The organism is Caballeronia humi, assembly GCF_001544475.1.
Lineage (GTDB): Bacteria > Pseudomonadota > Gammaproteobacteria > Burkholderiales > Burkholderiaceae > Caballeronia > Caballeronia humi.
On sequence record NZ_FCNW02000029.1, the window covers coordinates 23,722 to 49,167 of the forward strand.

Genomic DNA, 25,446 nt, shown 5'->3' on the forward strand with positions numbered 1-25,446 from the left:
GGTCAGAAAATGAAATATCAACCAAATTCAGGCGGAACGGGTTCGCGGCTCGCCAGGGCAAGCGTCACGCTGATCTTCGCGGCGGTTTTGTCGGCGTGCGCGAACTACGCCGGAATTCACAGCGACAAGGACATGGCGCAGCCGCAGTCGTACGCCACGCAACAAAGCCTGCCTGCCGAAGCCGGTCATTGGCCCGCTGCCGACTGGGCCGAGCAGTTCGGCGACGCGCAACTGAAAGCGCTCCTCGACGAAGCGCTCAAGAGCAGCCCGACGCTCGAACAGGCGCGCTCGCGGGTCGCGGCGGCGGCAGCCTACAGCGAGACCGCGAAGGCGAACACGCTGCCGCAGGTCGGCGCGTCGTATTCGTACTCGCGCCAGCAGTATTCGTCGAATGCGCTCGTGCCGCCGCCTTACGCCGGATCGTGGCAGTCGGAGAACAAGGCGCTCGTCTCGGCTTCCTACGATCTCGACCTGTGGGGCAAGAACCGCGAGGCGCTCAAGGCCGCGCTGTCGCAGTTGCAGGCGAGCCAGGCCGATGCCGAAGTCGTCAGGCTCACGCTCGACGAAACCATCGCCCGTGCCTATAACCAGCTCGCGCGGCTCTACGCGCTGCGCGACATCGCGCAGCAGGAGATCGCCCAGCGCGAGACGATCGACCGCATCACGGCGGGCCGCATCGCGACCGGGCTCGACACGGAAGTCGAGCGCAAGACCGCGCAGGCGAATCTCGCGACGAGCCGCGCGTCGCTCGCGGCGCTCGACGGCAGCATCGTCACAACGCGCTATCAGCTCGCGGCACTGCTCGGCGCGGGACCGGACCGGGGGCTCGCGATCGCGCGGCCGGCGCTCGGCATCGGCGACGAAGTGCGTCTGCCTGACAACCTCCCCGCCGATCTCGTGAGCCGCCGCCCGGACATCGTGGCCGCGCGCTGGCGCGTCGATTCGATGACGCACGAAGTGAAGGAAGCGAAGGCCGAGTTCTATCCGGACATCAACCTGAGCGCGGCGATTGGACTCGATGCATTCGGCTTCGGGCGGCTTCTGACGGCGGCGAGCCGCACGATGTCGGCGGGCCCGGCGATTCATCTGCCGATCTTCGACGGCGGCGCCCTGCGCGCGCAGTTGAAGGGCCGCTACGCCGAGTTCGACTACGCGGTCGCCACCTATGACCAGACGCTCGTGACCGCGCTCTCCGAAGTCGCGACCAAGCTCGCGCAAATCCGCTCGACCGACGCGCAACTCGCCGATGCACAGACCGCGCAGTCAGCCGCGCGCCGCGCCGAGGAACTCGCGCTCGTGCAATACAAAGCGGGCCTCACGAACCAGTTGACCGTCCTCAACGCCGAGACGAACGCGCTCGCGGCGGACCAGTCGGTCGCGAATCTGAAGATGAATCGCCGCGACCAGCAGATCGCGCTCGCGGCGGCACTCGGCGGCGGCTACACCGATTCCGCCGATAGCGATACCCAAGCCCACCCCGTCGTCGCCGCGCGCTGACGCGGACACACTCCAGGAGCCATGAAATGAGCGACACGATCACCACCGCGCGGACGGCGGCGGACCAGCCGGCCGAGACGCCAGCGCAAACTAAAAAACCGGGCAAACGCAAACTGCTGCTCTCGCTGCTGACGGCGGCCATCGTCGTGGCGGGTGCGGGCTACGGCACCTACTACTACACGACGGGACGCTTCCATGAGGAAACCGACGACGCCTACGTCAGCGGCAATCTCGTGCAACTGACGCCGCAAGTGAGCGGCACGGTGATCGCGGTGAACGCCGACGATACGCAGATCGTCAAGGAAGGCGCGCCGCTTGTGACGCTCGACGCCGCTGACGCCAAAGTGGCGCTCTCCAACGCGGAAGCCACGCTCGGCCAGACGGTGCGGCAAGTGAGCAGCCTCTACGTCAACAACGAGTTTTACGCGGCGACCGTCGCGCAGCGCCAGTCCGACCTCGCGCGCGCCAACGACGACCTGAAGCGCCGCCAGGCGGTCGCGGGCACGGGCGCGGTATCGGGCGAAGACATCGCCCACGCGCGCGATGCCGTGAGTTCCGCGCAGGCCGCGCTCGATGCCGTGCGCCAGCAGTCCGAAGCCAATCACGCGCTGACCGACCGCACGTCGATCGAACAGCATCCGAACGTGCAGGCGGCGGCATCGAAGGTGCGCGACGCGTATCTGAGCTATGCGCGCAACACGCTTCCCGCGCCGGTGACCGGTTACGTGGCGCGCCGCTCGGTGCAAGTCGGCCAGCGCGTCGCGCCCGGCACGCCGCTGATGGCGATCGTGCCGCTCGACGGCGTCTGGGTCGATGCGAACTTCAAGGAAGTGCAGCTCGCGCACATGCGCATCGGCCAGCCGGTAACGCTCGTCGCCGACGTGTACGGCTCGAAGGTGAAGTACCACGGGCATGTCGAGGGCTTCTCGGCGGGCACGGGCGCGGCCTTCGCCGTGCTGCCTGCACAGAACGCGACGGGCAACTGGATCAAGGTCGTGCAGCGGCTGCCGGTGCGCATCCGGCTGGATCAGCGCGAACTGGACGCGCATCCGTTGCGCATCGGCTTGTCGATGGTGGCGGAAGTCGAAACGCGCGACACGTCCGGCACGCAGCTCGGCGCTGCAACCACGACGTCTTATCGCACGGACGTGTTCAGCAAATACGGCGACGAAGCGGATGCCGAGATCGCGAAGATCATCGGGCAGAACATGCCGGCGGCGCGCACGGTCGCGGCAACGGCGAAACGCAGCGCGGGTTGATTTTTTTTGCGCAAATATCTGACACGTCAGTCATAGACACTTCAGGTGATTCCGATGAATCCAGTTTCTTCTCCCGCACCGCTCACCGGCGGCAAGCTCGTGCTTGCCACTCTTGCGGTCGCGCTCGCCACTTTCATGAACGTGCTGGATTCGTCGATCGCGAACGTCGCGATTCCGACGATCGCCGGCAATCTCGGCGTCTCCATCGATGAAGGCACGTGGGTCATCACGCTCTTCGCCGCGGCGAACGCGATCGCGATTCCACTGACCGGCTGGCTCACGCAGCGCGTCGGGCAGATCAAGCTGTTCGTCTGGGCGATCCTGCTTTTCGTGTTGTCGTCGTGGCTGTGCGGCATCGCGCCGAACCTGCCCGTGCTGCTCGTCGCGCGGATTCTGCAGGGCGCCGTCGCGGGTCCGCTGATTCCGCTTTCGCAGGCGATCCTGCTCGGCTCGTATCCGAAGGAAAAGAGCTCGCACGCGCTGGCGCTGTGGGCGATGACGGCGACCGTCGGCCCGATCGCCGGTCCGGCGCTCGGCGGCTGGATCACCGATAGCTACTCGTGGTCGTGGATCTTCTACATCAATATCCCGGTCGGACTGTTTGCCGCGGGCGTCACGTGGGCGATCTATCGCGATCGCGAAACGCCGGTGAAGCGCATTCCAATCGACAAGGTCGGACTGATCTCGCTCATCGCGTGGGTCGGCTCGCTGCAGATCATGCTCGACAAGGGCAAGGACCTCGACTGGTTCAACTCGCCGGTGATCGTGGCGCTCGGCGTGTTCGCGCTCGTGAGTTTCGCGTTCTTCCTGATCTGGGAGTTGACCGAGAAGAACCCCGTGATCGACATTACGCTCTTCAAGGGGCGCAATTTTCTGGGCGGGACCGTGGCGATTTCCGTCGCGTATGCGGTGTTCTTCTCCAATCTCGTGCTGCTGCCCCAATGGATGCAGCAGTATCTGAACTACCGTTCGGTTGATGCCGGGCTCGTCACCGCGCCGCTCGGCATCTTCGCGGTGATCCTCGCACCCGTGATGGGCAAGATCATGCCGAAGTCCGATGCCCGCGTGCTCGCGACGCTCGCGTTCATCGGCTTCGCGGGCGTCTTCCTCATGCGCTCGCACTACACGACGGGCGTCGATACATGGACGCTCGTCATCCCCACGCTGCTGCAGGGCATTCCGATGGCGCTTTTCTTCGTGCCGCTCACCGCGATCATCCTGTCGGGCTTGCCGCCGGGGAAGATTCCGGCGGCGGCGGGCCTTTCGAACTTCGTGCGGGTGTTCGCGGGCGCCGTGGGCACCTCGCTCGCGAGCACCGGCTGGAACGACCGCACGATCCTCCATCATTCGCAACTCGTCGATCAGGCGAGCGTGCATAACCCGGCTTTCGTCGAATCTTTAAGTTCGCTGCAAGGAGCGCTGGGCGGGGGCACGCCGCAAGCGCTTGCGTTCTTCGAGCGCTCTCTCAATGCGCAGGCCGCCATGCTCGGGCTGAACGATATCTTCTGGCTCTCGGCGGTGATCTTCATCGCGATCATTCCGCTCATCTGGCTTACAAAACCGAGCAAGGGCGCGGGCGCCGGGGCGGCCGGCGCGGGCGGGCATTGAGTCGCGTGCGAATCGAAAAGCGAACGTGCAGCGGCGAAAGATCGTGAACGTTTGCTCGCCGATACTGAACGCATATAACCCGGAGACCGATCATGAGCGCCGTAAGAACAGTACATGTCCGATGTGGCTACGTTGCGGTTTGTCTCGTAATCGGCGCGGTCTGCGCGTTGGCGACGATGGACTATGGCAAGACCATCGATAAGCTGAACGTCGATACGCAATTGCCGCTGGAGCGTCTTGCCGTGGATAGCGAACATGACGCTACGCTCAACACCGTTCATGCGGATGCCACTGTGCGAGGCATGCCATGATCGATACACGCCGGCTCGTCTGGGAACACAATGCCGAAAGCTGGTCGGTGATAGTAGATGGAAAGCGCCTGGCGAATGATCGCTCGCTCAAATCCGCGATCGATGCCGCGTATTCAATGACACGCGCATAAGGAGGCTTACAGCACCTTGACGCGTGTAACAAACAACAAACGAGATCGGAGATTGCCCCCGATCTCGCGCCGTATCAATACGGAATATCGTTGCGTCCCGGCTTTTGCGGCTTCGACACGACGAACGGTGCGTCCGTGGACAACTCGACGCGCATCTCGCCGATCGCGATCACCTGGCCTTTCGGCGCCGTGGTGCCATCGACCCGCACGAGCGAGATCACGTGCTCGCGCGAAGCCTTGACACGCCCTTTGACGAGCGCGGCCGTTGCCGGATATTCGAGCGTGACCGAGCCGTGATGCGCGGCGCTCGCGATCTCGAAAGCCCCCAGCGTTCCGATGTAATACTTCGACCCGACTGCATCGATATCCGCGTTGTCCGGCAGATCCATATAGACGTTGTAGAAATAACCGCCCATTGCTCCCGCAGCCGAAATCGCGAGTTTGTCGAACACGACCTTTACCGACCTGTAGCGCTTGGTCGCTTTCTGGGCATTCGTGGTTGCCGCCGGGGCCACGGTGGAATCACTGGCGGTGGAGTTGGTGGTCGAGGTCGTCGCTACGACATCCGGAAAGTCCGAGGTGGTCGCCGAAATCACGTTGTCGATCGTCTGGACCGAGGCCGCTTCGGCCGTGACGAGCACACTGACCGACTGCGTCCCCAGCGCGACGTTCTTGACGCCACCGATCGAACGTGTATCGGCGCTGATATCGGTCGCCGGCACCGCGGTGTAACTCGTCACGACAGGCGGCCGTTTCAGGGCTCGCGAGGTGCTGGCCTGCACCCGGATGATGCGGCCAACCTGCACTTGCGGCGGCAGCACCAGCGGTCGGGTCGCGTTCGCATAATCGTAAGCGGTTCTGTAAGGCGCCGTCGTGCCCGACCTGCGCGGCGAGTACGTCTGTACCTTCGGCATCGTCATGCCGGGCGCGTACACAAACGGCTCGGGGCCAGTCGTCGTCCAGTAGGGCGAAGTCGATACCGGCATCGTCCGGCCGTCGGGCAGCGCCCAGGCATGCCACAGCCGGTCGACGTTGCAATGGTGAAGGTAGAAGATCGGATCGGTCGGCGACGTCATCTGCGACATCACGTTGCCAATAATGTTATGAATCGGATTGTGCGGACGCGTTTCGAAACGCTCCTCGAACGAATTGACCGTGCCGCGCTGGAAGTTCACCGTCGAGGCTTGAAATGGTGTCAGGTCGAGCGCGCTATAGACGTTCGTGTTCACGCGGGGAACATACAGCGGATTACCGCTCGCGGTATCGGTGAATTCAGCCGGCATGGTGGGATACGTATACCAATCCCAATACGGCAGCGTCAGATACGAATCACCCGAAATCAGCTTCAACTGGCGCTCGAAATACCACATATAGCCCCGATGCCAGGCAAGAAAATACGGCAGCTTATGGGGACAATAATTGACGTGCACGTTGACCCAATACAGCCAGGAGTTCGGGTCGGACGCATTGGTGTTGGCGCGCATCGTCGCAATCGCGTTCAAAAAGGATGCGTACTGAGACGTCAGCTTGAATTGCTGCCACTCCACACGTATCGGGTTCCCCGTTTGGCCAAAGCTCGGTAGCGCTGCGAGAGACAGTGCCGAGGCGGCTCCCCCCAGAAACGTTCGTCGGTCAAGTTTTAAATGGCTCATGAAATTTCTCCAGTAGTAGCCCTGGTCAATCGATGAATGCAGGTGAACACCCTGAAAACGCGGTGTTTTTTGATCGTGGCGATGTTATTGGCTATGGCGCAGGCGAAGTCGCCGCCTGGCTCGGTGGATAACGATTGCGCAAACGCGCAACACGAGAGTTGATCGGTTCGCGAGACTAAAGGTCGTCTCGGCCGCGAAGTTGATAAGGAAATCTACTTCAAGCGGCGCCAATATTAACGTGCGCTGTCGCACATGTTTTGTAGGATAATCTGACGAAATAATTCGGGCCACTGCGCTTTTGAAATAAACCCTGACAGGAGTTGATTCACTTACGTTATTTACCGCCGTCGCGGGTTAAGAAGGCGGATTGAAGCGGGGCTAAACGGCCATTACAGCGTGGATCGAAGGGTTAACGAAACACGGGTCCCCCAGCCTGCAATTTTCCATAGTGGATTGTCCGTGAGGACGGTACGCAACACTCTTTTCGAATTGCCTTACGATTACGATTTCGGACGCGCTGCGAGCGGAATTTGATTTCGATCAAATCGCCGTTTCGAGTCAGACCCCCGTTCAGGAACTTGCTTTAATTCGCGATAGAGGAAAATTTTCAGATTTGTTTAAAGCGAGTTTAGCGGCGCTTTAAATCGACACTCGTCGAGTGAAATTCGAGCGGAAACGGCAAGGCGCCGCGCAACGTCGAGGCGACCACGAATACGTGCAGTGCATCAAGATGGACGACGCGCGCCGATAGCGACGCGCGTGCAGCAATCAATGCTCGGTCTGCCACCTCAGAACCGGATGCGTTCCGCCGGCCGGTATCACCCAGACGCCGGTGTCTCCGAAGTTCCACGTCGGGCCGAAACTGGTGACGGAACTCATTTGCGCCGTCGTGAGACCGTTCGCCGCTGGAACCGCCGTACCTTCATACACGCCGTTCGTGCGGCCGGTTGTTTGCGTGTCCCAGTACACGTCGCTGCCGATCGTGCCCGTGTTGTAGCGCGTAATACCACCGACCGAAGGCGGCACGCCCGGCGCAATCGACGTCGACGCGAACGATTCGGTGATCGTCCCGTTGTTGAAGTCGACGAGCCCGCCCGTGCCGAGCCCGCCCGCCGAGCCCGACGCATACGACTGCCGGATCGTGCCCTCGTTCACGCCGACCAGACCGCCCGCGCCCGCTTGCGCGCCGCCGTTGACCGAACCCGTCGCGTAAGACTGGGTGATGAGGCCGTTGTTCGTCGCGACGAGGCCGCCCAGTTCGCCCGAACCGCTGACCGTGGCGCCGCTGCCCGAGCGTTCGATGGTGCCGTTGTTGATACCGACGAGACCGCCCGCGCCTGCACCGGAGAAAGCGTTGACCGGCGACACGTCACCCGACGTGTACGCATGCGTGATGAGGCCGTTGTTCATCCCGGCAAGAATGCCGACCGCCGCGACGAACGAGTTCGCCGTCGAGTCGATGAGCCCGACGTTGCGAACCACACCCGCGCTGCCGATCGTCGAAAAGAGGCCGACGTAGGCCAGATACGAAGGATCGGATTCGTTGTAGCCCGTTATTCTGATGCCCTTGATGACGTGGTCCATGCCATCGAACTGGCCCTGGAATGCCGTCTGCGTACGGCTGCCGAGCGACGTGAAATTCGTAGTGGACGTGCTTGCGTCGATGTCCTTGCCGAGCGCATACGTCCCTGCGAGATCGTTCGAAATGGCGGCGAGATCGTCGACCGTGTTGACGAGCTTATAGGCCGTCAACTGCGTCTTGAGACCGCTGTAGTCCGCGGGACTCCAGTCCGGATTGCTGCGTATCGTGCCGCCGCTATACGTGCCGTTCATGTCGTAGAACGCGGAGACGGTGCCCGTGCTCTGCGACCAGTCGATCGTGCCGCCGTTGGTCACGCTGCCGCCGTTGTTGACGCTGCCCGCGTCCGCGCGCAAGGTCAGATTGCCGGCACCGGTATTGCCGATCGTCGCGAGCGGGCCGATGCTCACTGAGTGGCTCGCGTTCAACGTGAGCGATGCGTCGCCGCTCCAGCGCAACGTCGTTTGCACTTCGATGTCGCCGCTCGTCGAGTTCACAGTGATCGACGTGCCGCGCGACAGGTTGCTCGCGAGCGCGGCGACGGATCGCGGACCCGCCACGTACGCGGGGGCGGTCACGTTCCACTGCGCGGCATCCACGACGCTCTGATCGAGATCGAATGTTTTCGCGCTTGTATCGACGGCGCCGCCGCTGCCGTTCGAATTCGATGCCGAGATATAACCGTGGCTCTGCACCGTGCCGCTATCGGCGACGAGCCACACATGGCCGTCGCGTGTCGCGGTGCCGGTGGCACGCAATTCGCCGTGCTCGCCCGCGAGCGCGAAGATATTGCCATCGGCCGCCTGCAGGTTGATCTGCGCGGCGCTGATCGTACCTTTGTTGACCACGTTGCCCTGGCTGCCCACTTGCACGAAGACCTGCTGGCCGCTCGTCGAATCCTTGAGCAACACTTCGCTGCCCGCCGCGAGTTCGACGGTTCCGAGCGGCGCCGATATCGTGCCCTCGTTCACGGCAGCCTTGCGCGAGATCAGGAACACGTCGCCCTGGCTCGAACCGATCTTGCCGAGATTGACGACCACGGCGCAACTATCGCCGGTCAGCGAGAGCGGGCCGCCGTTCATGAATGCGTCATTGGTGACGTCGAGCGTAGAGGCGACGAAGCGCCCGCCTGTCGTCACGACGCCACTCGTGCCGACCAGCACGCCCTGCGGATTGATGAGGTAGAAGCTGCCTGTGGCGTTCAGATTGCCGTCGATGACCGAACGATCGATGCCCGTCACGCGGCTGAGCGTCGCGCCCGTTCCGTTGTTGACCGTCACGCTGTTGCCGCTGCCGATTGAAAAGCTGCGCCAGTCGATGACGCCGCGCGTCGTGGTCTGCGTGATGTCGAGGGCAGTGCCGTTCGCGCGAATCGCGCCGGCGCCTGCAACGAAGCTGCCGCCATCGGGTAATGGACCCGCCTGGGCGTACTGTGTCGCGAACACCATCAATGCGATCGCGCGGAGGGGAAACCCTGGCGCAAAAGGTCGATGCCGTGGAAGGAAAAAGTCACGCACGGGAATTCCGGGAATCTGTGCGGTTCGAGCGTGCGTCATGCTTCACTCCAGGGAGACAGCGATTCTTCTTACGATCGGCCTTAAGTCCCTATTAGTTATAGCAGACCACGCAAAAGCGCACATCTCGTCTACCCCAGCTAAATCGGACATTGTTCACGGCCATTTTGACCACCCGTTTCGGACGATTTTTATATCCGTTTCAAGTGGGAATTTTTCTCTGAATTTTGCGGCCGCATATTGAATACAGAGCGAAACGCATTAAGCGCTTCGCTCTGTATTTATCATCGCGCGGTTCGAAAGATGAGCTTATTGCCCGTAGAGCCAGCGGAGTTCCGGCTCGCCGTAGCCCGGCGGCAAGGACCACACGCCGGTCGCGCTGAAGTCCCACGTCGGGCCGTACCTTGCGGGTGTGCCCATCTGCGCGATCGTCATGCCGCTCGAACGCGGCACGGTCGTTCCCGTGCCGACGCCGGCGAGTGCCCCGGACGTCTCGGTGTTCCAGTAGACGTCGCGTGCGATCGTGCCGGTGTTGTTGCCCGCGATACCACCCGAAGGCTGCGGCCTTGCGCCGGTCGATTCGAGGGTCGACGTGGTGAACGACTGGCTGATCGTGCCGCTGTTGTTGCCAACCAGGCCGCCATGATAGTTCGTGCCTTTGACGGCGCCGCTCGAATACGACTGCCCGATCGTGCCGCGATTCACTCCCACGAGTCCGCCGACCTGGCTGCGCGTCCCGCCGCTCGTATCGCCGAGCGAGTACGACTGCACGATGGCGCCGTCGTTCTCGCCGACGAGGCCGCCGGCATCCCCTTGACCCGTCACGACCACGCCGCTCCAGGAACGCTGGATCGTGCCTCGATTCACGCCGACGAGTCCGCCTGCCGATGCACCGGGCGCGGCTCCCATCGTGACGGTGCCTGTCGCGCCCATGTTGACGATGCGGCCGTCGTTCTCGCCGGCGATCAACCCCACGGGCGCACGCGACGACGACGCGGTGCTTTCGACAAGCGCAAAGTTGCGCACGACGCCCGTCTTGCCGATCACGCCGAAGAGCCCCGTGTAGCTTCCCGTCGCCGGGGTGTACACGTTCAGGCCCGAAAGCAGATGTCCCATGCCGTCGAACTGTCCGGAGAACGGATGCGCCGAGTTGCCAATCGAGGGCACGCTGTTCTGCGTGCCGCCGAGATCGAAGCTGTTGCCGAGCGCATAGTTGCCGCCGAGGTTGCCGTTGACGGCTCTCAGATCCGCGATGGAGTTGACGAGCTGGTAGCCCGTGACCTGCGTAACGAGTCCGCTGAAAGGCGCTGCGCTCCAAGATGCATTCGTCCTGATCGTGCCCGGCGTGTAGCTACCGTTCATGTCGTACAGCGACGATACGATCCCGGTGCTTTGCGACCAGTCGAACGCGCCAAGGTTGGTGACGCTGCCGTGGTTGTCGATCGCGTTGGTGTCGGCGCGCAGCAACAGATTGCCCGCGCCCGAGTTCGCGATCGTCGTGTTGCGCGCGAACGCCACCGAGCGGTAAGCATTCAGCGCAAGCGTCGATGCGCCTTGCCAGCGCAGGTCCGATAGCACGTTGATATCGCCGCCCGATGCGTTCACCGCGATCGATGTGCCGCCCGATAGATTGTTGGCGAGCGTGGCCGCTGTCGGCTGGTCGATCGTGAACTGGGGCGCGTTGAGATTCCACTGCGCGGTGCTGACCTTCGCGCCGCTCACCTTGATCGTATCGGCGGACATATCGACCGCGCCGCCGCTGCCGTCCGCGTTACGCGCCGCGATCGTCGCGCCGTGCGCATCGATCGCGCCGCCTTGCGCGACAAGATAAACATGGCCGTCGCGCGTCTCGGTGCCGGTCGCGCGCAGTTCGCCGTGCCTGCCGGCGAGCGCATAGATGTTGCCATCGGCGGCCTGCAGGCTGATCAGCGCCGCATGCACAGTGCCCACGTTCACGACCCGGCCGTTGCTGGGTGCCGCGACCGACACCTGCTGTCCGTATGCCGAGTCCGTGAGGTACACCTCGCTGCCCGCTGCAAATTCGGCGGTGCCGTTGGGAGCCTCGACGGTACCGACGTTCACGACCCGGTTGCGTGACACGAGGAACACATCGCCGCCGCTCGAACTGATCTTGCCGAGATTGACCACAGAGGCGTTCGAGTTCCCCGAGAGCGTCAGGTAATACGAACCTTCCATGAAGGAATCGTTGTCGGTGTCGAGCGTGGAAGCGACGAAGCGGCCGCCCGTAGTGATCACGCCGGTGCGTCCGACAAGCACGCCTTGCGGATTGATGAGGTACACGCTGCCGGTCGCGGTGAGCTTGCCGTCGATCGTCGACATCTCACTGCCGGTGACGCGATTGAGCGTTGCGCCGGAGCCGTTGTTGATCGACACGGTACGTCCAGCGCCGATCGAAAAGCCGTTCCAGTTGATGACGCCGCGATCTCCCGACTGCGTGATGTCGAGGTTCGCGCCGTTGCGCGTGATGGTGCCCGAGCCCGCTACGAATTTGCCGTTATCGGGCAAAGGCGGCGCGGCAGACACGCTTGCAGCATGGATGCCCACACTGAGTGCAACCAGGACCGGCAGCGACCGAAGCCTCGAAGGCACGACGCGACCAGCGGAACAACAGAGCGCAGTTGCGCTCGAGAGACGGTAGTCGGATTGCCGCATAAGCCACTCCAGTGTGCGGATACCCCGAGGTTTATTTCTTTAATAGTTATCGAATACCGTTGTCGCGCAGTGTATCAGAGGGAATTTCATTTTTAAGATGAATTTCGAATGTCGTTGAAGGATAGAAATAAGGGGCGGCTTGCGAGTCGAGACGAAGGAAACCAATGACGCGCGCTGCTTTCCGCGGAGAGCGGCAATCGATGGTTATACCGATTTACAACTGTGGCGTGAGAGAGGGCTAGCTAAATTTCTTTAAATCCTGATACAGCGTGACGCGCCTCTCTTGCCCTGCTAGGCCAGGCAAGGCAGTATCGTGGGCTATGTCCCTGCACCCCTACCCCACATGGCGGCAAGACGCCCGCCCCGCATGAAGCGCTTCGAGTCGCTGGCCGACACGATGGCAAAGGAAATACGCTCCGGCAGCCTGCCGACAGGCTCCAGACTCCCCTCGTTGCGACACGTCATGGCGCAACATGGAGTCAGTCAATCGACGGTATTTCGCGCCTACTATCTGCTGGAAGACTGGGGGTTGATTCAGGCACGCGAGCGCTCCGGCTACTTCGTCGCGCCGGGCGCTTTAACGCAGGATCGCGTGGCGAAAGGCTCGTCCACTGGTTCCGCTAAAGTCGAAATATCGGACCTGGTCTTCTCGGTCCTTGATGCAGCTAAGCAGCCTGGCATCGTGCCGTTCGGTTCGGCGTTTCCGTCGCCAAAGCTTTTTCCTTTGCAGCGCCTTGGGAAATCGCTCGCACAGGCCGTGCGGATGACCAACCCGTGGAGCACAGTCGTCGATCTGCCGCCGGGCAATGAGCAATTGCGACGTCAGATTGCCTTGCGTTATGTCGGCATCGGTATTGCGCAATCGATCGACGAGATCGTCATCACTAATGGCGCGCTGGAAGCGCTCAATCTTTGCCTGACGGCCGTCACGCGACCTGGCGACGTGGTCGCTGTCGAATCGCCGGGCTTTTACGCCGCTCTCCAGGCAATTGAGCGGCTCGATCTGCGCGCGGTACAAATTCCCGTCGATCCCCAAACGGGACTCGATCTCGAAGCACTCGCGAAAGCGCTCGAAGAGCATCCGATCCGCGCATGCTGGTTCATGACCAACTTTCAGAATCCCACGGGGGCGACGCTGACGGCGGAGAAGAAGCAGGCGCTCGTCGCACTGCTCGCGGAGTATGACGTCCCTTTGATTGAAGACGACGTCTATGGGGAACTGCATCACGACCCCGACTATCCGCCGCCTGCGCTGGCTTTCGACAAAAAGGGGCTCGTCATGCACTGCAGTTCGTTTTCGAAGACGCTGGCACCGGGCTATAGAGTCGGATGGGTATCGGCGGGCCGCTTCGCCGGGCGAGTGCAGAGGCTAAAGTTGATGACGACGCTTTCCGCGAGCATCCCCGCGCAAGCGGGCATAGCGGACTATCTGCAACACGGCGGCTATGACAAGCACTTGCGCAAGTTGCGCGGTGCCTTTCGCGTACAACTCGATGCAATGAATGCCGCACTCGCGCACTATCTTCCCGACGGCGCAACATGGTCGCAGCCCAAGGGCGGCTACTTTCTCTGGGTGAAACTGCCGCGCAAGATCGATGTCATGCAACTGCATTTTCTGGCGATCGAACACGGTATCAGCATTGCGCCGGGGCCCATGTTTACAGCCTCGCATCAGTTCGGCGATTGCATCCGGCTGAACTTCGGTCATCCATGGAGCGCGGAGACCGGGAAGGCCGTCGAAACGCTCGCATCGCTTATCGAGCGCGCGGAGCGTTGAGCGCAGGCCCTAATGCGCGATGGTCGTCGCGAGCCTTGCAAGCGTGAACAGCACCGCGCCAAAACCGCCTGCGAGGACAACCGCGACCAGCGGCAACAGCGACGGCTTCACCGCCGCGATATCGGCCTGATGCGACGCGCGCTTGCGAACGCCGAAGAAACTCCACCCTACGATCCGCATCATTTTCAACAGGTTCATGGCTTCCTCTCCTTAGCGTTCACATGGGCATGTTGAATCAAGCGATGATAGAGCGGAAGCAGCAGTCGGCATCGATTTTTGCGCAGCAGCCATCTGCTGCGCAAAAATCGACTGCATCTGCTGCTTTCCGCGATCGGGCGTCGCCTATATCGTCAGCGACTCTACTCGCCCGCGAAACCACATGTACCAGTACACCGAGTTTGATAAAGCCTTCGTGCGCAGCCGCGCTGCCCAGTTTCGCGATCAGCTCGTGCGTTGGCAAAACGGAAAACTGAGCGAAGACGACTTCCGTCCCTTGCGATTGCAAAACGGCTGGTACGTGCAACGGCATGCGCCGATGCTTCGCGTCGCGGTCCCCTATGGCGAGTTGTCGAGCCGTCAACTGCGTGTGCTTGCGAGGATCGCCCGCGAATACGACTCACCCGAGGCCGACGTGTTTCGCGCAGCCATGGACGCACAGGGGCTATTGGGCACCACGCGACTGCCCACTCACTACGCACACTTCACCACGCGCACGAACGTGCAATTCAACTGGATCCCTTTGTCGAAAGCGGCGGACGTGATGGATCTCCTCGCCAGCGTCGACATGCACGGCATTCAGACGAGCGGCAACTGCATCCGAAACATCTCGTGCGACGAACGAGCGGGCGTCGCGATCGACGAGGTCGAAGACCCCAGGCCGTTCGCCGAACTCATGCGTCAATGGACGACCCTTCATCCCGAGTTCGCGTTCCTGCCGCGCAAATTCAAGATCGCGATCACCGGCGCAAGCGAAGATCGCGCGGCGACCGGCTGGCACGATGTTGGTCTGAGCCTGCGATACAACGATCAGGGCGAATTGGGTTTCAAGGTGTCAGTTGGTGGAGGCATGGGCCGCACACCGATGATCGCTCCCGTGCTTCGCGAGTTCCTGCCCTGGTCGCAGATCATGAACTACATCGAGGCGGTGGTTCGCGTTTATAACCGCTATGGCCGGCGCGACAACAAGTACAAGGCGCGCATCAAGATACTCGTCAAGGCGGAAGGACAAGCGTATATCGACGATGTCGAGGAGGAGTTTCGCCAGATCGTGGAAGACGACGGCGGTCCGCATACGATCGCGCAAGAAGAACTCGATCGGGTACGCGCGTCGTTCGTTCCACCTGTATCGCATGACATTGGTTCGAGTCAAAATCCCGCTGCGATCGATGCATTGGCGCGCGAGTTTCCACGATTCGGCAAATGGCTGCAACGGAACGTGGCGCTTCACAAAAACCCGTCGATGCGCATCGTTACGCTTTCGTTCAAACGCCTCCATCAAGCGCCCGGCGATGCTTCCGCCGAGCAACTCGAAATCGTGGCCGATCTGGCCGAGCGTTACTCGGCTGGCGAGGCGCGCGTGACTCACACGCAGAACATCGTGCTGCCGTGGGTACGCACCGATAATCTATTCGCACTCTGGCAGGCGGCGTGCGATGCGGGCCTCGCAAGCGCGAACGTGCAATTGCTGACCGACATGATTTCATGCCCCGGGGGCGACTTCTGCGCCCTGGCCAACGCCCGCTCGATTCCGATTGCCGAAGCGATCACCGAGCGCTATCAGGACCTCGACGAACTGGACGACATCGGCGAAGTGAACCTGCATATCAGCGGCTGCATCAATTCGTGCGGGCATCATCATAGTGGCCACATCGGGATTCTCGGCGTCGACAAGGATGGACGCGAGTGGTATCAGGTCACGCTCGGTGGCTCCGACGGAACCGTGCGCAGCGGCGCACCGCAAGCGGGCAAGGTGATAGGCCCTTCGTTTGCTGCGTCTGAAGTCCCCGATGTCATCGAAGCGATTCTCGCTACGTATCGGGACATTCGAAACACGACCGATCGACGCGAGTCGTTCATCGATACCGTGCGGCGCGTGGGCATCGATCCGTTCAAGGCGGCTGCCAATGCGGTACGCATGAGTGTGGGAGCTTCGGCATGACGACGACCTCGCCCCGGCTCAAGATTCTCATGACAAGCGAAAACATCGCGACGTTCGACGCAAAGGTGATCAACCTTCCCAACGACGCAGACCCGCTCACCCTGCGCGACCGGTTGCATGGCATCACCCGCATCGACCTGCATTTCCCGCACTTCACCGATGGCCGCGCCTATAGTCAGGCGTATCTGCTGCGTCGCAGGCTGCGCTTCACCGGCGATCTCCGGGCAACCGGCGACGTCCTGATCGATCAGCTTCTTCAAATGGAACGCATGGGATTTTCGAGCGCGGTTTTGAAAGACGGTCTCGATATCGCCGATGCCGAACGTCAATTCGCGCGCTTTCCCGGGTTCTATCAAACGGGCTTGAGCATCGCCTGACGCCCTCGACACAGGGCGACATCCCAACACTCCATCCGCCGGGCATGGCACCGTCCGATGAACCGCGCATGGATGCCGTGCCTGCGCCAGGACAGCACACCGACGCTATCCTGCGCGAGTTGGGCTACAGCGATGCCACGATCGGCGAGATGCACAAACTAGGCGCCGTGTCATTCGAAGTTCAGTTTTCAGGTCGCTTAAGGTTGGGAAGAGGTGCCCTCAGCTCTTGTACACGACCTTCATCGCCTTCGCGGAATCGGCGAACGGCGCAGGCGCCAAAACGAGTTGCCTCTGCCCGCTATGGGTTCTTCCTAGGACTTCACAAGCAGGAACGCGATCGTGTCGCGCCACCAGCCTTCGCCGACACGGCCGGCCCAATCGTTATGCCCTGCGGCCTTCACGACCGTCAGCTTCTTTGGCTCTGGCAGCGCGTCGTAAAGCGCCGTGCCGAAACGCGGCGGAACGATGCTGTCGCGCTCGGCCATAACGACGAGCACCGGCTTGCCGTAGGAAGCAAGGTGAGCCGCGCTGTCGTAATGATCCTGAAGCAGCCACTTCACCGGCAGCCACGGATAGTGGAAAGCCGCGACATTCTCCAGCCGGTCCCACGGCGTGATGAGCAGCATGCCCGCTGTCTTGTCGCGTTGACGCGCGCCGGCAGCCGCCGCGACGCCACTTCCAAGCGATTCACCGATGAGCAAAACCGGCGCGCCGTGAAGACGATGAGCGAGCGCTATCGTCTCTTCTGCATCGGCGACCAGAGACTTCTCGCCCAAAGACCCGTTACGCGGACCGTAGCCCGGATACTCCGAAAGAATCACGCGCAGCCCGAGTCGCGTCAGCACCGTCGCGTAAAACTGCCGGTGGCCGGCATGCCCCGCGTTGCCATGAAAGACAATCGCCGTCGCACGCGCAGGCTCGTCTGGCTCCGCCACGAGCCCGCGAAAATCCTGCGTCGAGGGCCACGCGCGAAGTCCGCCGGAGACCATTTCATCGACGGGAGACTTCTGCGGAAAATAAAGAAGATGATTCTGGAACACTGCAATACCCGCGAATATGATCAGACAGGCAATAGCGAGATGCAGCGCTGCCCCGGCGAAACTCATCGGCCTGAAACGGAACGACGCCAGCAGCAGATTCAACGCCGCATCCCCTAAAAAACCTTCCCCGGATTAAGAATCCCCAGCGGATCGAGCGCCTGCTTGATCGCCCGCATCGACTCGATGTCCGTCTCCGAGCGGCTCAGGTTCAGGTATGCCTTCTTCTTCACCCCGATCCCGTGTTCCGCCGATATCGATCCACCAAAATCACGCGTCACGTCGTAGACGACCCGGTCGATTTCATCGTGATCGTGCTTTCCCAGGCCCGGCACATCGACGACGATGTGGATGTTGCCATCGCCGAGATGCCCATAGACGAGGATCGCAGCCTCCGGCCACCGTTCTCGCAGCCGCGCCTCGCATTGCGCCGCCGCCTCGCCGACTTGCGCGATCGAAAAGCTCACGTCATAGGCGGCGTGGTTCGGGATGAACCGCTGATACTCGCCCGGCGCATCGCGGATCGCCCAGAAGGCTTGCGCATGCGCATCCGACGAAGCGATCGCCGCATCACTCACGACACCTTCCTCGAGCATCCTCCCGAGGAATTCCTCGAAGGCTTCGCTATGACGGACCGGGTCCGTGCCGACGCTTTCGAGCAGCACGTAGAACGGATGCGGTTCGCCAAGGGGCGCACGCAGGTTAGCGAGGTTGCCGAGCACGGCATCGTAATAACCGGCCCACATCACCTCGAACGCCGACACGCCCGGCGCGAGCCCTGCCTGCGCGCGCGTCAGCAGCGTGGTGACCGCATCGAAACCAGGCAGCCCGCACCACGCCGTCGCGGTCGCAGTCGGCTTGGGGCGCAAGCGCAGAACCACGCGCGTAATGACCGCGAGCGTGCCTTCGCTGCCGATCAGCAAGTGGCGCAGATCGTAGCCGCTATTGTTCTTGATCATCTTGTTGAGCCCGCCGACGATCGCGCCATTCGCCGATACCGCCTCCACGCCCAGCACCTGATCGCGCATCATGCCGTACTTGATGACGCGGTTTCCGCCCGCATTCGTCGCCAGATTTCCGCCGATGGTGCAACTGCCGCGCGCGCCGAGATCGAGTGGAAAGTAGAAACCCGCCGCGCTCGCCGCATCCTGCACCACCTGAAGCGGCGTGCCGGCTTCGACCGTCATCGTGCCCGACACGGCATCGATTTCGACGATCCGGTTCATGCGTTCGAGACTCAGCGCGACCTCGCCGCCACACAGGTTCGCGCCGCCGACGAGCCCCGTGAGCCCGCCCTGCGTCACGACCGGTTGCGTATGGCGCGCGCAGATCGCGAGCGCTGCTGCAACCTCGTTCGTATCGCGCGGGCGGAGGATAGCGAGCGGTACCGCGCCCGGCAATCCGCTCCAGTCCTCGACCCTACGATCGCCGAATTCTTCGGGCAGCATCACCACTTGCGCGCCGAGCGCTTCCCGCAATGCGATCACTCCTTCGCTCACTGCCATGTCTTGTCTCCGTTTTGTGTGGCGTCAAACGCGCTGGTTAGAGCCTATCACCAGAACGCGTCACGGCCACACATCACGGATCAGCCGCCGCCTTTCTTCTGCTTCTTCAAACACTCGGCGAGCCGTTGCGCATCGATGCCAAAGCGCTTCATCAACTCCCTCACGCCGCGATCTTCGAGCAGGCACTGAATGACGCCGCTACAGCATGTGTCGCCGTCGCCGCCGGAACCCGAACGCGGCGGCGGATCGTCGCCGCCCGCCCATACGCCGACCGTACGAACCTGCTCGCGCATGAACGGCACGCCCGCGAAACTCCGGCCGCGCGCGACGTAACGGAACACGTAGACACCCGCAACGGACGCGTCCGTCTGCGCGATGAACGCGCCCGGCCCGGCATCGGCAAGTTGCACGAGGCTCATCGCACCCGTCGGGTCCGTTGCTTCGACGATCACGGAAGCGGGCCGGTCGAGCGGCAAATCGAGCTGCCGCAAAGTCACGCGATGATCGATGACGGTTGCGGGCACAGGCCGCCGCGCGCTCGCCTCAGCGGTCATCGTGAGCGACGAGCGCGCCTGCACCGTGACGCTGAACGGCACGCCATGCGACACCACGCGGCTGCGATCGACGTCGAGGTCGCGCTGCACATCACTGATACCCGGACCTGCGCCGCCACCCAGTTCGAGCCGTGCGTACCAGCGCCCGGCGTGCGCCGAATGCGTCGGCCAGATCGCTGGCAACGACAGCCGGTACGCATCGAGCCCGGTGCCCGGCACGAACGACGAATCGACGAGCGACGCCACCGACGCCGGATCGATCAGATCGCCCATAGGCGTCTCGACGCGAAAGTTCAGCAGGCGCCGCAGCGGCGAAAGCAGGACGACGTCGGTCGATGTATCGGCCTCGGTGAGATCGAACGGAATGCGCACGACGTCGCGCCCGTTCACGTACCCTTCAGGATCAACGACGATCTGGCTGTTCACCACGCCGCTCAATATCTGCAGGTAATACTTCGCGACGCGAAACTGCTCGGATGCGCCAAGCGGCCCTGTCAACATCAGGTAGCCACCGGTATTGTTCACGAGCTTCGACAGCGCAACCGGGTTCAGTTGCCCGACCGTCCCGAGTCCGATCGCGAACACGCGGTCATCGATTTTCGAGGCGATATCGGCGATGAACTTCGCCGTGTTCTCCTCGCCGTCGGTGAACACGACGACCGCCTTCTTCGCATAGCCCGCCGCGCCCACGAGGCTGTCGTGCGCGAGTTCCACGCCGTCGCCGATCGACGTGCTGCCGAGCGGGTTCGTGAGATGGCTCGAAATCGCGCTCTTCGCCTGCACGCGTCCGGTGCCGAAGCCCACCGGACCCGCCTGCGTCACGGCGAGCCGCAGCGCCGCGTCCTGGTCGAACGCGACCACGCCGATGCCGTCCGTGTCGCCGAGCAGTTCGACGAAGGTCGGCGCCGCGTCGTGCAGCACGTCGATGCGCTTCTTGCCCGGAATGCCCGACGGATCGTCCATGCTGCCCGAGCGATCGAGCACGAGCATCGACGCGACATTCGGCTTGGGAATCGCATTCGCCGTGATCGGGATGACCCACTGCGCGCCCGTCTGCGGGCACGAGACGGTGACGCTGCCGGCCGCGCTCGTGCCCGCCGCGCCGGCCTTATAGCTGACCCAAAGGCGCACTTCGCGCGTAGTGGCATCGGGCGCGGCAGGCAGCGAGAGCAATCCGCCGAACGGCAGGCCGAGCGTGCCCGGTCCCGATGTGAGCGCCGGACCGGCGGTGACCTGCAGCGTCAGCGGCTGGCAACTTTGCGCGGAGAACACGACGGCGCGAGCGGTCTCGGTTCCCGCTGGAATATCGACGAACGAGAGCCGCGTGTTGAGCGGACCGACCGCGATGACGCCGCCCGCGCACGGCGCCGCGGCGCAAAAGTCGATGAGCGCCGCCGAGATGTCGTCGATGATCAACTCCATCTCGCTCCACGCTGGATGAAAGCGCGTGCCCCACTCGATCACGAAGCCGTAGGTCTTGGCCTTCGCGGGATTCAGCCAGTGGCGCGCGTAGACGTAGTCGTCGCTGGCACCGGATGTCGGATAGAGGCCGTACGACGGCTCGGCGGTGTAGCTGCGCCCGCGCACCGCGGTGATCGCCGCCTTCATGCGGTTGGCGAGCGCGGCGGCCACGGCCTCGTCGTCGCTCGGGATGTATTCGGCGTAGACGTCGTTCCTTACGCCGCGCTTGCCGTCCCACGCGGCGTTGCGGAAGTTCATTGCGGGATCGTTCGACTGGTTCTGGTCGTCGCCCCAGTTATAGAGAATCAGCTCCGAATAACTGTGGACGTCGATGAACCAGCGCGTGCGCGGCACCGCGTCGACGAGCCATTGCACGTTGCGCGTCTCCGGCTCGGAGAAGGCGCCCGTGCCATGAAAAGTCTCGTCAGCAGGATCGGACGAGGCGCCCGGCGATGACGGCGCCATCTTGCTCGCAAAGTCCCATAGAAAATCATAGTTACGGTTGATATCGACGCCGATCCGGTTCGGATCGCCGCCGCTCGATGCCGTGTTGCGATTCTTGCGCCAGCCGTTGAGGATGGCGGCATCGTGCTGCTGGCTGTAAAGGCGGCCATCGGGATTCACGAGCGGATAGACGACGAATTCAAGCGTGTTCACCATGCCTTGAACCGTCGCCGCGCTGAAGGTCTTGCCGCCGTACTGCAGGCCCGCGTTGTTCGTGTAGGCCGAGAGCAGGTCCGTCGCGAAGTTGATGAGGATCTCGCAACTGCCCCACTCTCTCGCATGAACGCCGCCGATCATCATGACGGCGTCGCGCGTGCCGAATCCGCCGTTCGAGATGCGCAGCGCATGGCTCGTGCGTCCTTCGATCGACGGATTCGGCAACGCGACGAGGCTCGTCAGCGCGGGATACGCTCCAGCAAGATTCGCAATGGCCGATTCGACTTCGACGATGTTGAGATAGCTCATGATGGCTTCCTCAACAGCACGCCGCGGCCTGTCGGCAGCACGGCCGGGTCTTCGAAGCGATTGCCGCTGCCGACTTGAGGCGGGCCTTCGTCGGCCATGTCCGAAGCGTCCGCGAGGATCTCCAGCCGCACCGCATCGTTGCGCTGCGCCGCCTTCGCGACGCTGTCCTTCATCAGCACGTGCGCGGTCGCGATGCCTTCCTTGTTCACGCGCGGACCGGCGCAGGCGAACTCCATCGGCGTGGAATCGATGAAGCGTTTAAGTTCATCCGCGTTGGCCGAGATGAGGCGCACCTGAACCATCGGATCGTCAGGCTGAGGGATCTGCGTGTCTTCGTTCGCGCCGGCCTTCTTGCGAGCCGCCTTGCGGGCTGCGGTGGCGCCGGTTTTCTTCCCCGGGTTCGATTTGCTGACCATGCCGACCTCCGATCGTCGTGAAACGCAGGCGCGGCGGATGTCGTTCGGATGAGCGGCGGCCGTCGATAACGGCGTTGCGGGCCTGCGGCGCGGACGGCGGCTCATAGCGGCAACGTCCATGCTGAAAGAAAGCTTAGGTGATCCTTTAGCCACCCGAAAGGTTCGCATCTAGGCGATAGCAGACGTTTTGCGCGTGGCTGTGAGCGGCAGATGACTGTTGGGAAGCCCACAGTCCGGCGCAGAAGAACTTGCCGCCACGCGAATGCCCACTATCTTTAGCTTACATCGCAATTCGATTTTGCTTACGCGACGCGACTCGCCGCAAACGCATTCGATAAACGCGATACGAGTGTGCGCATGCTGTCCGGCATCCAAGCCGCAACGACACTCTGCGCCAAACCGCAACCCAAGCGGAGTACCACGATGGCCGCCCTGTTTCCCCCGCTTCCCGACTACATCCCGCCCTCCGAAGAAGCCGACGCCGCCGGCGATCTGCGCATCACGATCCCGCCCGGCATATCGACGGGCATCACGCCCGGCGGCGGGCTGCAGCCACCGTTACTGCAATTCCGCACGATCCGCTGCGGCTGCTGGCTCCTGAACTACAGCCCGGCGGGCGCGCCGCTCGTCGTGTACGACGGCACGTTGCGCGTCGAATGCCACAGCGCCGGGCGTACCGCGAGCGGCGATCTCTATCAGCGGCCGGTGCGCATTTTGACCGTGCCGCCGCTCTTTCCCGTGCCGCCGCTCGTCCCCGTGCCGATCCCGCCCGGGCCTCCGGGACTACGCGATGCGGCATCGCCGCAGGACCTGGCCAGCGTGCGGCCGTTCCTCTTCGGTGGACCGAACCCGGCCAACGGCATCCCGATCCTGCGACGCTCGCGCTATCGCTACTACGTGCGCGTCACGACGATGCCCGAGTTCTTCTATCGCGGCACGGGCTTCACGCTCGGCTTCGAGTTGTGGCGCTTCACCGCGCCCAATAGCTGGGCGCTCGAATCGACACTCAGCGCGCGAATGATCCGCATGGCCGCGCCGAGCGGCTACCCGTCGCCGTCGGACTACGCGGAAGGCGATGTGAAGAACGCATTCGGCGTCGTGACCGGGCGCCTCACGATGGGCTGGCTCACGCCGTACTACCGCCGCTGCACAGTGGAAATCGATACCGTAAGCGGCTCCGAGCAGCCGACCACCGACGGCGCGAGCCGCACCTGGCAGACCGTGATGGACGAGCTTGGCTGGCAAGTCGACGTGAAGCTGAGCGACACGAACGTCGCCGAGCCGAGCGGCGACTCCTGGTCCGATGCGGAGATGCACGCGGCGATGCTCGCGCGCCGCGACGCCACCAGCCTCGACAGCGAATGGCGTTATCACGTGCTCGCGGTGAAGAACATCGACTCGACGCCGCGCGGCATCATGTACGACGCAGCCGGTACCGATTCGAACAACGTGCCGCGCGAGGGCATCGGCATTGCGTCGCACTGGACGATCGACCCGAGCTGGGGCACGGTCGGCGGCCAGCGATTCGGCACGGCCGCCGCGCCCTACTTCCGCACGGCGGTCCACGAGATCGGGCACGCGATGGGGCTCGTGCACAACTTCGCGGACCTCGGCTTCATGTGCACGAGCGACGTGATCGCGGCAGCCGGCACGCCGTCCAGTCCGTTTCCGGCCAACATCCAGTGGTCGTATCACACAGACAACCTGAAGCAGTTGCGGCACTATCCCGATCCCTTCGTGCGTCCCGGCGCGGTCGCATTCGGCGGCGCATCGACCACCGCGCCCACGATCACGCCGACCGATCTCGAAGTCGAGGTCGAGGGCCTCGCGCTCGTCGTCACGCCGCTGCTCGGCGAGGTGCCGATCGGCGCGCCCGTGCGCGTGGGCATCGAACTCGTGAACCGGGGCGCGCAGCCAATGCGCGTGCCCGCCGATCTCACGCTCAAGGGCGAATTCGTGAGCGGCGAAGTCGTCGATCCGACGGGCAGCATGCGCTCGTTCCGCACGGTGGTGCATTGCATCGAGGACCACGCGTTCAGGGTGCTGCAGCCGGGAGAGTCGATGGAGGAATCGATGACGCTGATGCGCGGCGCAGAAGGCGCACTCTTCGCCGTGCCGGGCGTGCATGCGATCCGCGTCGAGGTACATTGGGACACCGAGGAGATGATCGCGCACGTCGAGGGCCGCGCGACCGTCATGGTGACGGGCGCCGCCGACGCGAACCACGCCGCAGCAGCGCACGCCGTGCTCGCCACGCCCGATGCGCATCTCGTGCTCGCGCTCGGCGGCGATCATCTGACGGACGGCATCGCGGCGATCCAGACCGCGCTCGCGTGCCCGGTGCTGCGGCCGCATTTCGCCGCGGTCGAGGCGAAGCGCGTCGGGCGGCGCTTCGGCCGTCGCAAGCCGGATGTGAAGGCGGCGGCCGCCCTGATCGACGACGATAGCGTGATGAGCGGCGCCGAACTCGGCAAGCTCGCGGCGATCATGCACAGCGACGCGAAGGGCGGTGGGGCCGCAAAGGGTTTCGCCAAGACGCTCAAGTCGAAAGCGAAAGGCATGAGCCTGTCGGGCGCGGCGAAGAAGGAAGTCGATGCGCTCTGAGCGCCTGGCGCCGTGTCCGACAGCGTTTGCACTGATCGCGGCGCTGATTTTCATGGGAGCGGCAATGGCAATCGGCGATGCGGGACTCGTGGGCATGTGGCAGATGGCGCGCAAGGACGATTGCGCGGTCCATCACGCCGCGCGCCTGCGCATCGAACCGAACGGACTTTACTTCGGCGAAGCGGAGCCGCCCGGCGCTTTCACGTGGTGGGACGGCGGCACGTGGCGCGTGCCGTCGCCAGGCCGTCTCGCATTGTCGATAGCAAACGATGCGGTCGTCGATTACGGTTACGCGCTCGATGGAGACAACCTCGTCATCACCGATGCGTCAGGCTGCAACGTTGTCTATCGGCGCCTGCCTTGA

General features: G+C 63.1%; 17 protein-coding genes. 9 read left to right on the forward strand and 8 right to left on the reverse strand.

The genetic code is table 11. The features are described 5' to 3' along the window. Positions 1 to 9 precede the first annotated feature (9 nt). The 4 genes from AWB65_RS22590 (at position 10) to AWB65_RS35735 (ending at position 4,675) form a co-directional block, all read left to right on the forward strand. The gene (locus tag AWB65_RS22590; protein ID WP_087669295.1) at positions 10 to 1,497 is read left to right on the forward strand and encodes an efflux transporter outer membrane subunit; all 1,488 of its coding nucleotides are present in this window, start codon (positions 10 to 12) and stop codon (positions 1,495 to 1,497) included. Between the two features lie 26 nt (positions 1,498 to 1,523). Next, complete coding sequence (locus AWB65_RS22595) at positions 1,524 to 2,756, forward strand: HlyD family secretion protein (RefSeq protein WP_087669256.1); 1,233 nt, start codon at positions 1,524 to 1,526, stop codon at positions 2,754 to 2,756. 54 nt (positions 2,757 to 2,810) lie between these two features. After that, positions 2,811 to 4,364, forward strand: a complete 1,554-nt coding sequence (locus AWB65_RS22600; protein WP_087669257.1) for a DHA2 family efflux MFS transporter permease subunit — start codon at positions 2,811 to 2,813, stop codon at positions 4,362 to 4,364. A 92-nt stretch (positions 4,365 to 4,456) separates the two neighbouring features. Further along, a complete protein-coding gene (locus AWB65_RS35735) occupies positions 4,457 to 4,675 on the forward strand; it encodes a hypothetical protein (RefSeq protein ID WP_125474172.1) in 219 nt (72 codons plus the stop codon). Between the two features lie 205 nt (positions 4,676 to 4,880). Here the strand turns inward: AWB65_RS35735 and AWB65_RS22605 are convergent, their stop codons facing one another. From AWB65_RS22605 to AWB65_RS22615, 3 genes are all read right to left on the reverse strand, one after another. After that, positions 4,881 to 6,290, reverse strand: a complete 1,410-nt coding sequence (locus tag AWB65_RS22605) for a tyrosinase family protein (protein ID WP_159907744.1) — start codon at positions 6,288 to 6,290, stop codon at positions 4,881 to 4,883. Positions 6,291 to 7,226: 936 nt separating this feature from the next. Next, a complete protein-coding gene (locus AWB65_RS22610) occupies positions 7,227 to 9,485 on the reverse strand; it encodes a two-partner secretion domain-containing protein (protein ID WP_087669258.1) in 2,259 nt (752 codons plus the stop codon). A 375-nt stretch (positions 9,486 to 9,860) separates the two neighbouring features. Beyond that, complete coding sequence (locus tag AWB65_RS22615) at positions 9,861 to 12,077, reverse strand: two-partner secretion domain-containing protein (protein WP_327358733.1); 2,217 nt, start codon at positions 12,075 to 12,077, stop codon at positions 9,861 to 9,863. A gap of 514 nt (positions 12,078 to 12,591) precedes the next feature. On the opposite strand from AWB65_RS22615, the gene AWB65_RS22620 reads away from it, so the two are divergent. Then, positions 12,592 to 14,001 (forward strand): aminotransferase-like domain-containing protein, encoded by a 1,410-nt coding sequence (locus AWB65_RS22620; protein ID WP_087669260.1) that lies wholly within the window; start codon positions 12,592 to 12,594, stop codon positions 13,999 to 14,001. Between the two features lie 9 nt (positions 14,002 to 14,010). Here the strand turns inward: AWB65_RS22620 and AWB65_RS22625 are convergent, their stop codons facing one another. Then, positions 14,011 to 14,199, reverse strand: coding sequence for a DUF2970 domain-containing protein (locus tag AWB65_RS22625; RefSeq protein WP_025527841.1), 189 nt, complete (start codon positions 14,197 to 14,199; stop codon positions 14,011 to 14,013). 181 nt (positions 14,200 to 14,380) lie between these two features. Between AWB65_RS22625 and AWB65_RS22630 the strand changes: the two genes are divergently transcribed. Then, a complete protein-coding gene (locus AWB65_RS22630; protein WP_087669261.1) occupies positions 14,381 to 16,159 on the forward strand; it encodes a nitrite/sulfite reductase in 1,779 nt (592 codons plus the stop codon). Further along, the gene (locus AWB65_RS22635; RefSeq protein WP_087669262.1) at positions 16,156 to 16,536 is read left to right on the forward strand and encodes a DUF934 domain-containing protein; all 381 of its coding nucleotides are present in this window, start codon (positions 16,156 to 16,158) and stop codon (positions 16,534 to 16,536) included. Before AWB65_RS22630 ends, AWB65_RS22635 begins: the two co-directional genes overlap by 4 nt. A 311-nt stretch (positions 16,537 to 16,847) precedes the next feature. On the opposite strand, the gene AWB65_RS22640 is transcribed toward AWB65_RS22635, so the two are convergent. The 4 genes from AWB65_RS22640 to AWB65_RS22655 all read right to left on the reverse strand — a co-directional run bounded on the left by AWB65_RS22640 (position 16,848) and on the right by AWB65_RS22655 (position 22,478). Beyond that, the gene (locus tag AWB65_RS22640; protein WP_087669297.1) at positions 16,848 to 17,642 is read right to left on the reverse strand and encodes an alpha/beta hydrolase; all 795 of its coding nucleotides are present in this window, start codon (positions 17,640 to 17,642) and stop codon (positions 16,848 to 16,850) included. Between the two features lie 47 nt (positions 17,643 to 17,689). Then, the gene (locus AWB65_RS22645; RefSeq protein WP_087669263.1) at positions 17,690 to 19,078 is read right to left on the reverse strand and encodes an FAD-binding oxidoreductase; all 1,389 of its coding nucleotides are present in this window, start codon (positions 19,076 to 19,078) and stop codon (positions 17,690 to 17,692) included. 80 nt (positions 19,079 to 19,158) lie between these two features. Beyond that, on the reverse strand, positions 19,159 to 22,062 hold the full coding sequence (locus tag AWB65_RS22650; RefSeq protein ID WP_087669264.1) for a M14 family zinc carboxypeptidase: 2,904 nt from the start codon (positions 22,060 to 22,062) through the stop codon (positions 19,159 to 19,161). Beyond that, positions 22,059 to 22,478: a hypothetical protein gene (locus AWB65_RS22655; RefSeq protein WP_087669265.1), complete on the reverse strand. Its 420-nt coding sequence runs from the start codon at positions 22,476 to 22,478 to the stop codon at positions 22,059 to 22,061. The genes AWB65_RS22650 and AWB65_RS22655 overlap by 4 nt, the downstream gene beginning before the upstream one ends. Before the next feature lie 423 nt (positions 22,479 to 22,901). Here AWB65_RS22655 and AWB65_RS22660 point away from each other — a divergent pair, with 423 nt between their 5' ends. Then, positions 22,902 to 25,082: a zinc metalloprotease gene (locus AWB65_RS22660; RefSeq protein WP_235007720.1), complete on the forward strand. Its 2,181-nt coding sequence runs from the start codon at positions 22,902 to 22,904 to the stop codon at positions 25,080 to 25,082. Further along, positions 25,072 to 25,446: a hypothetical protein gene (locus AWB65_RS22665; RefSeq protein WP_087669266.1), complete on the forward strand. Its 375-nt coding sequence runs from the start codon at positions 25,072 to 25,074 to the stop codon at positions 25,444 to 25,446. The genes AWB65_RS22660 and AWB65_RS22665 overlap by 11 nt, the downstream gene beginning before the upstream one ends.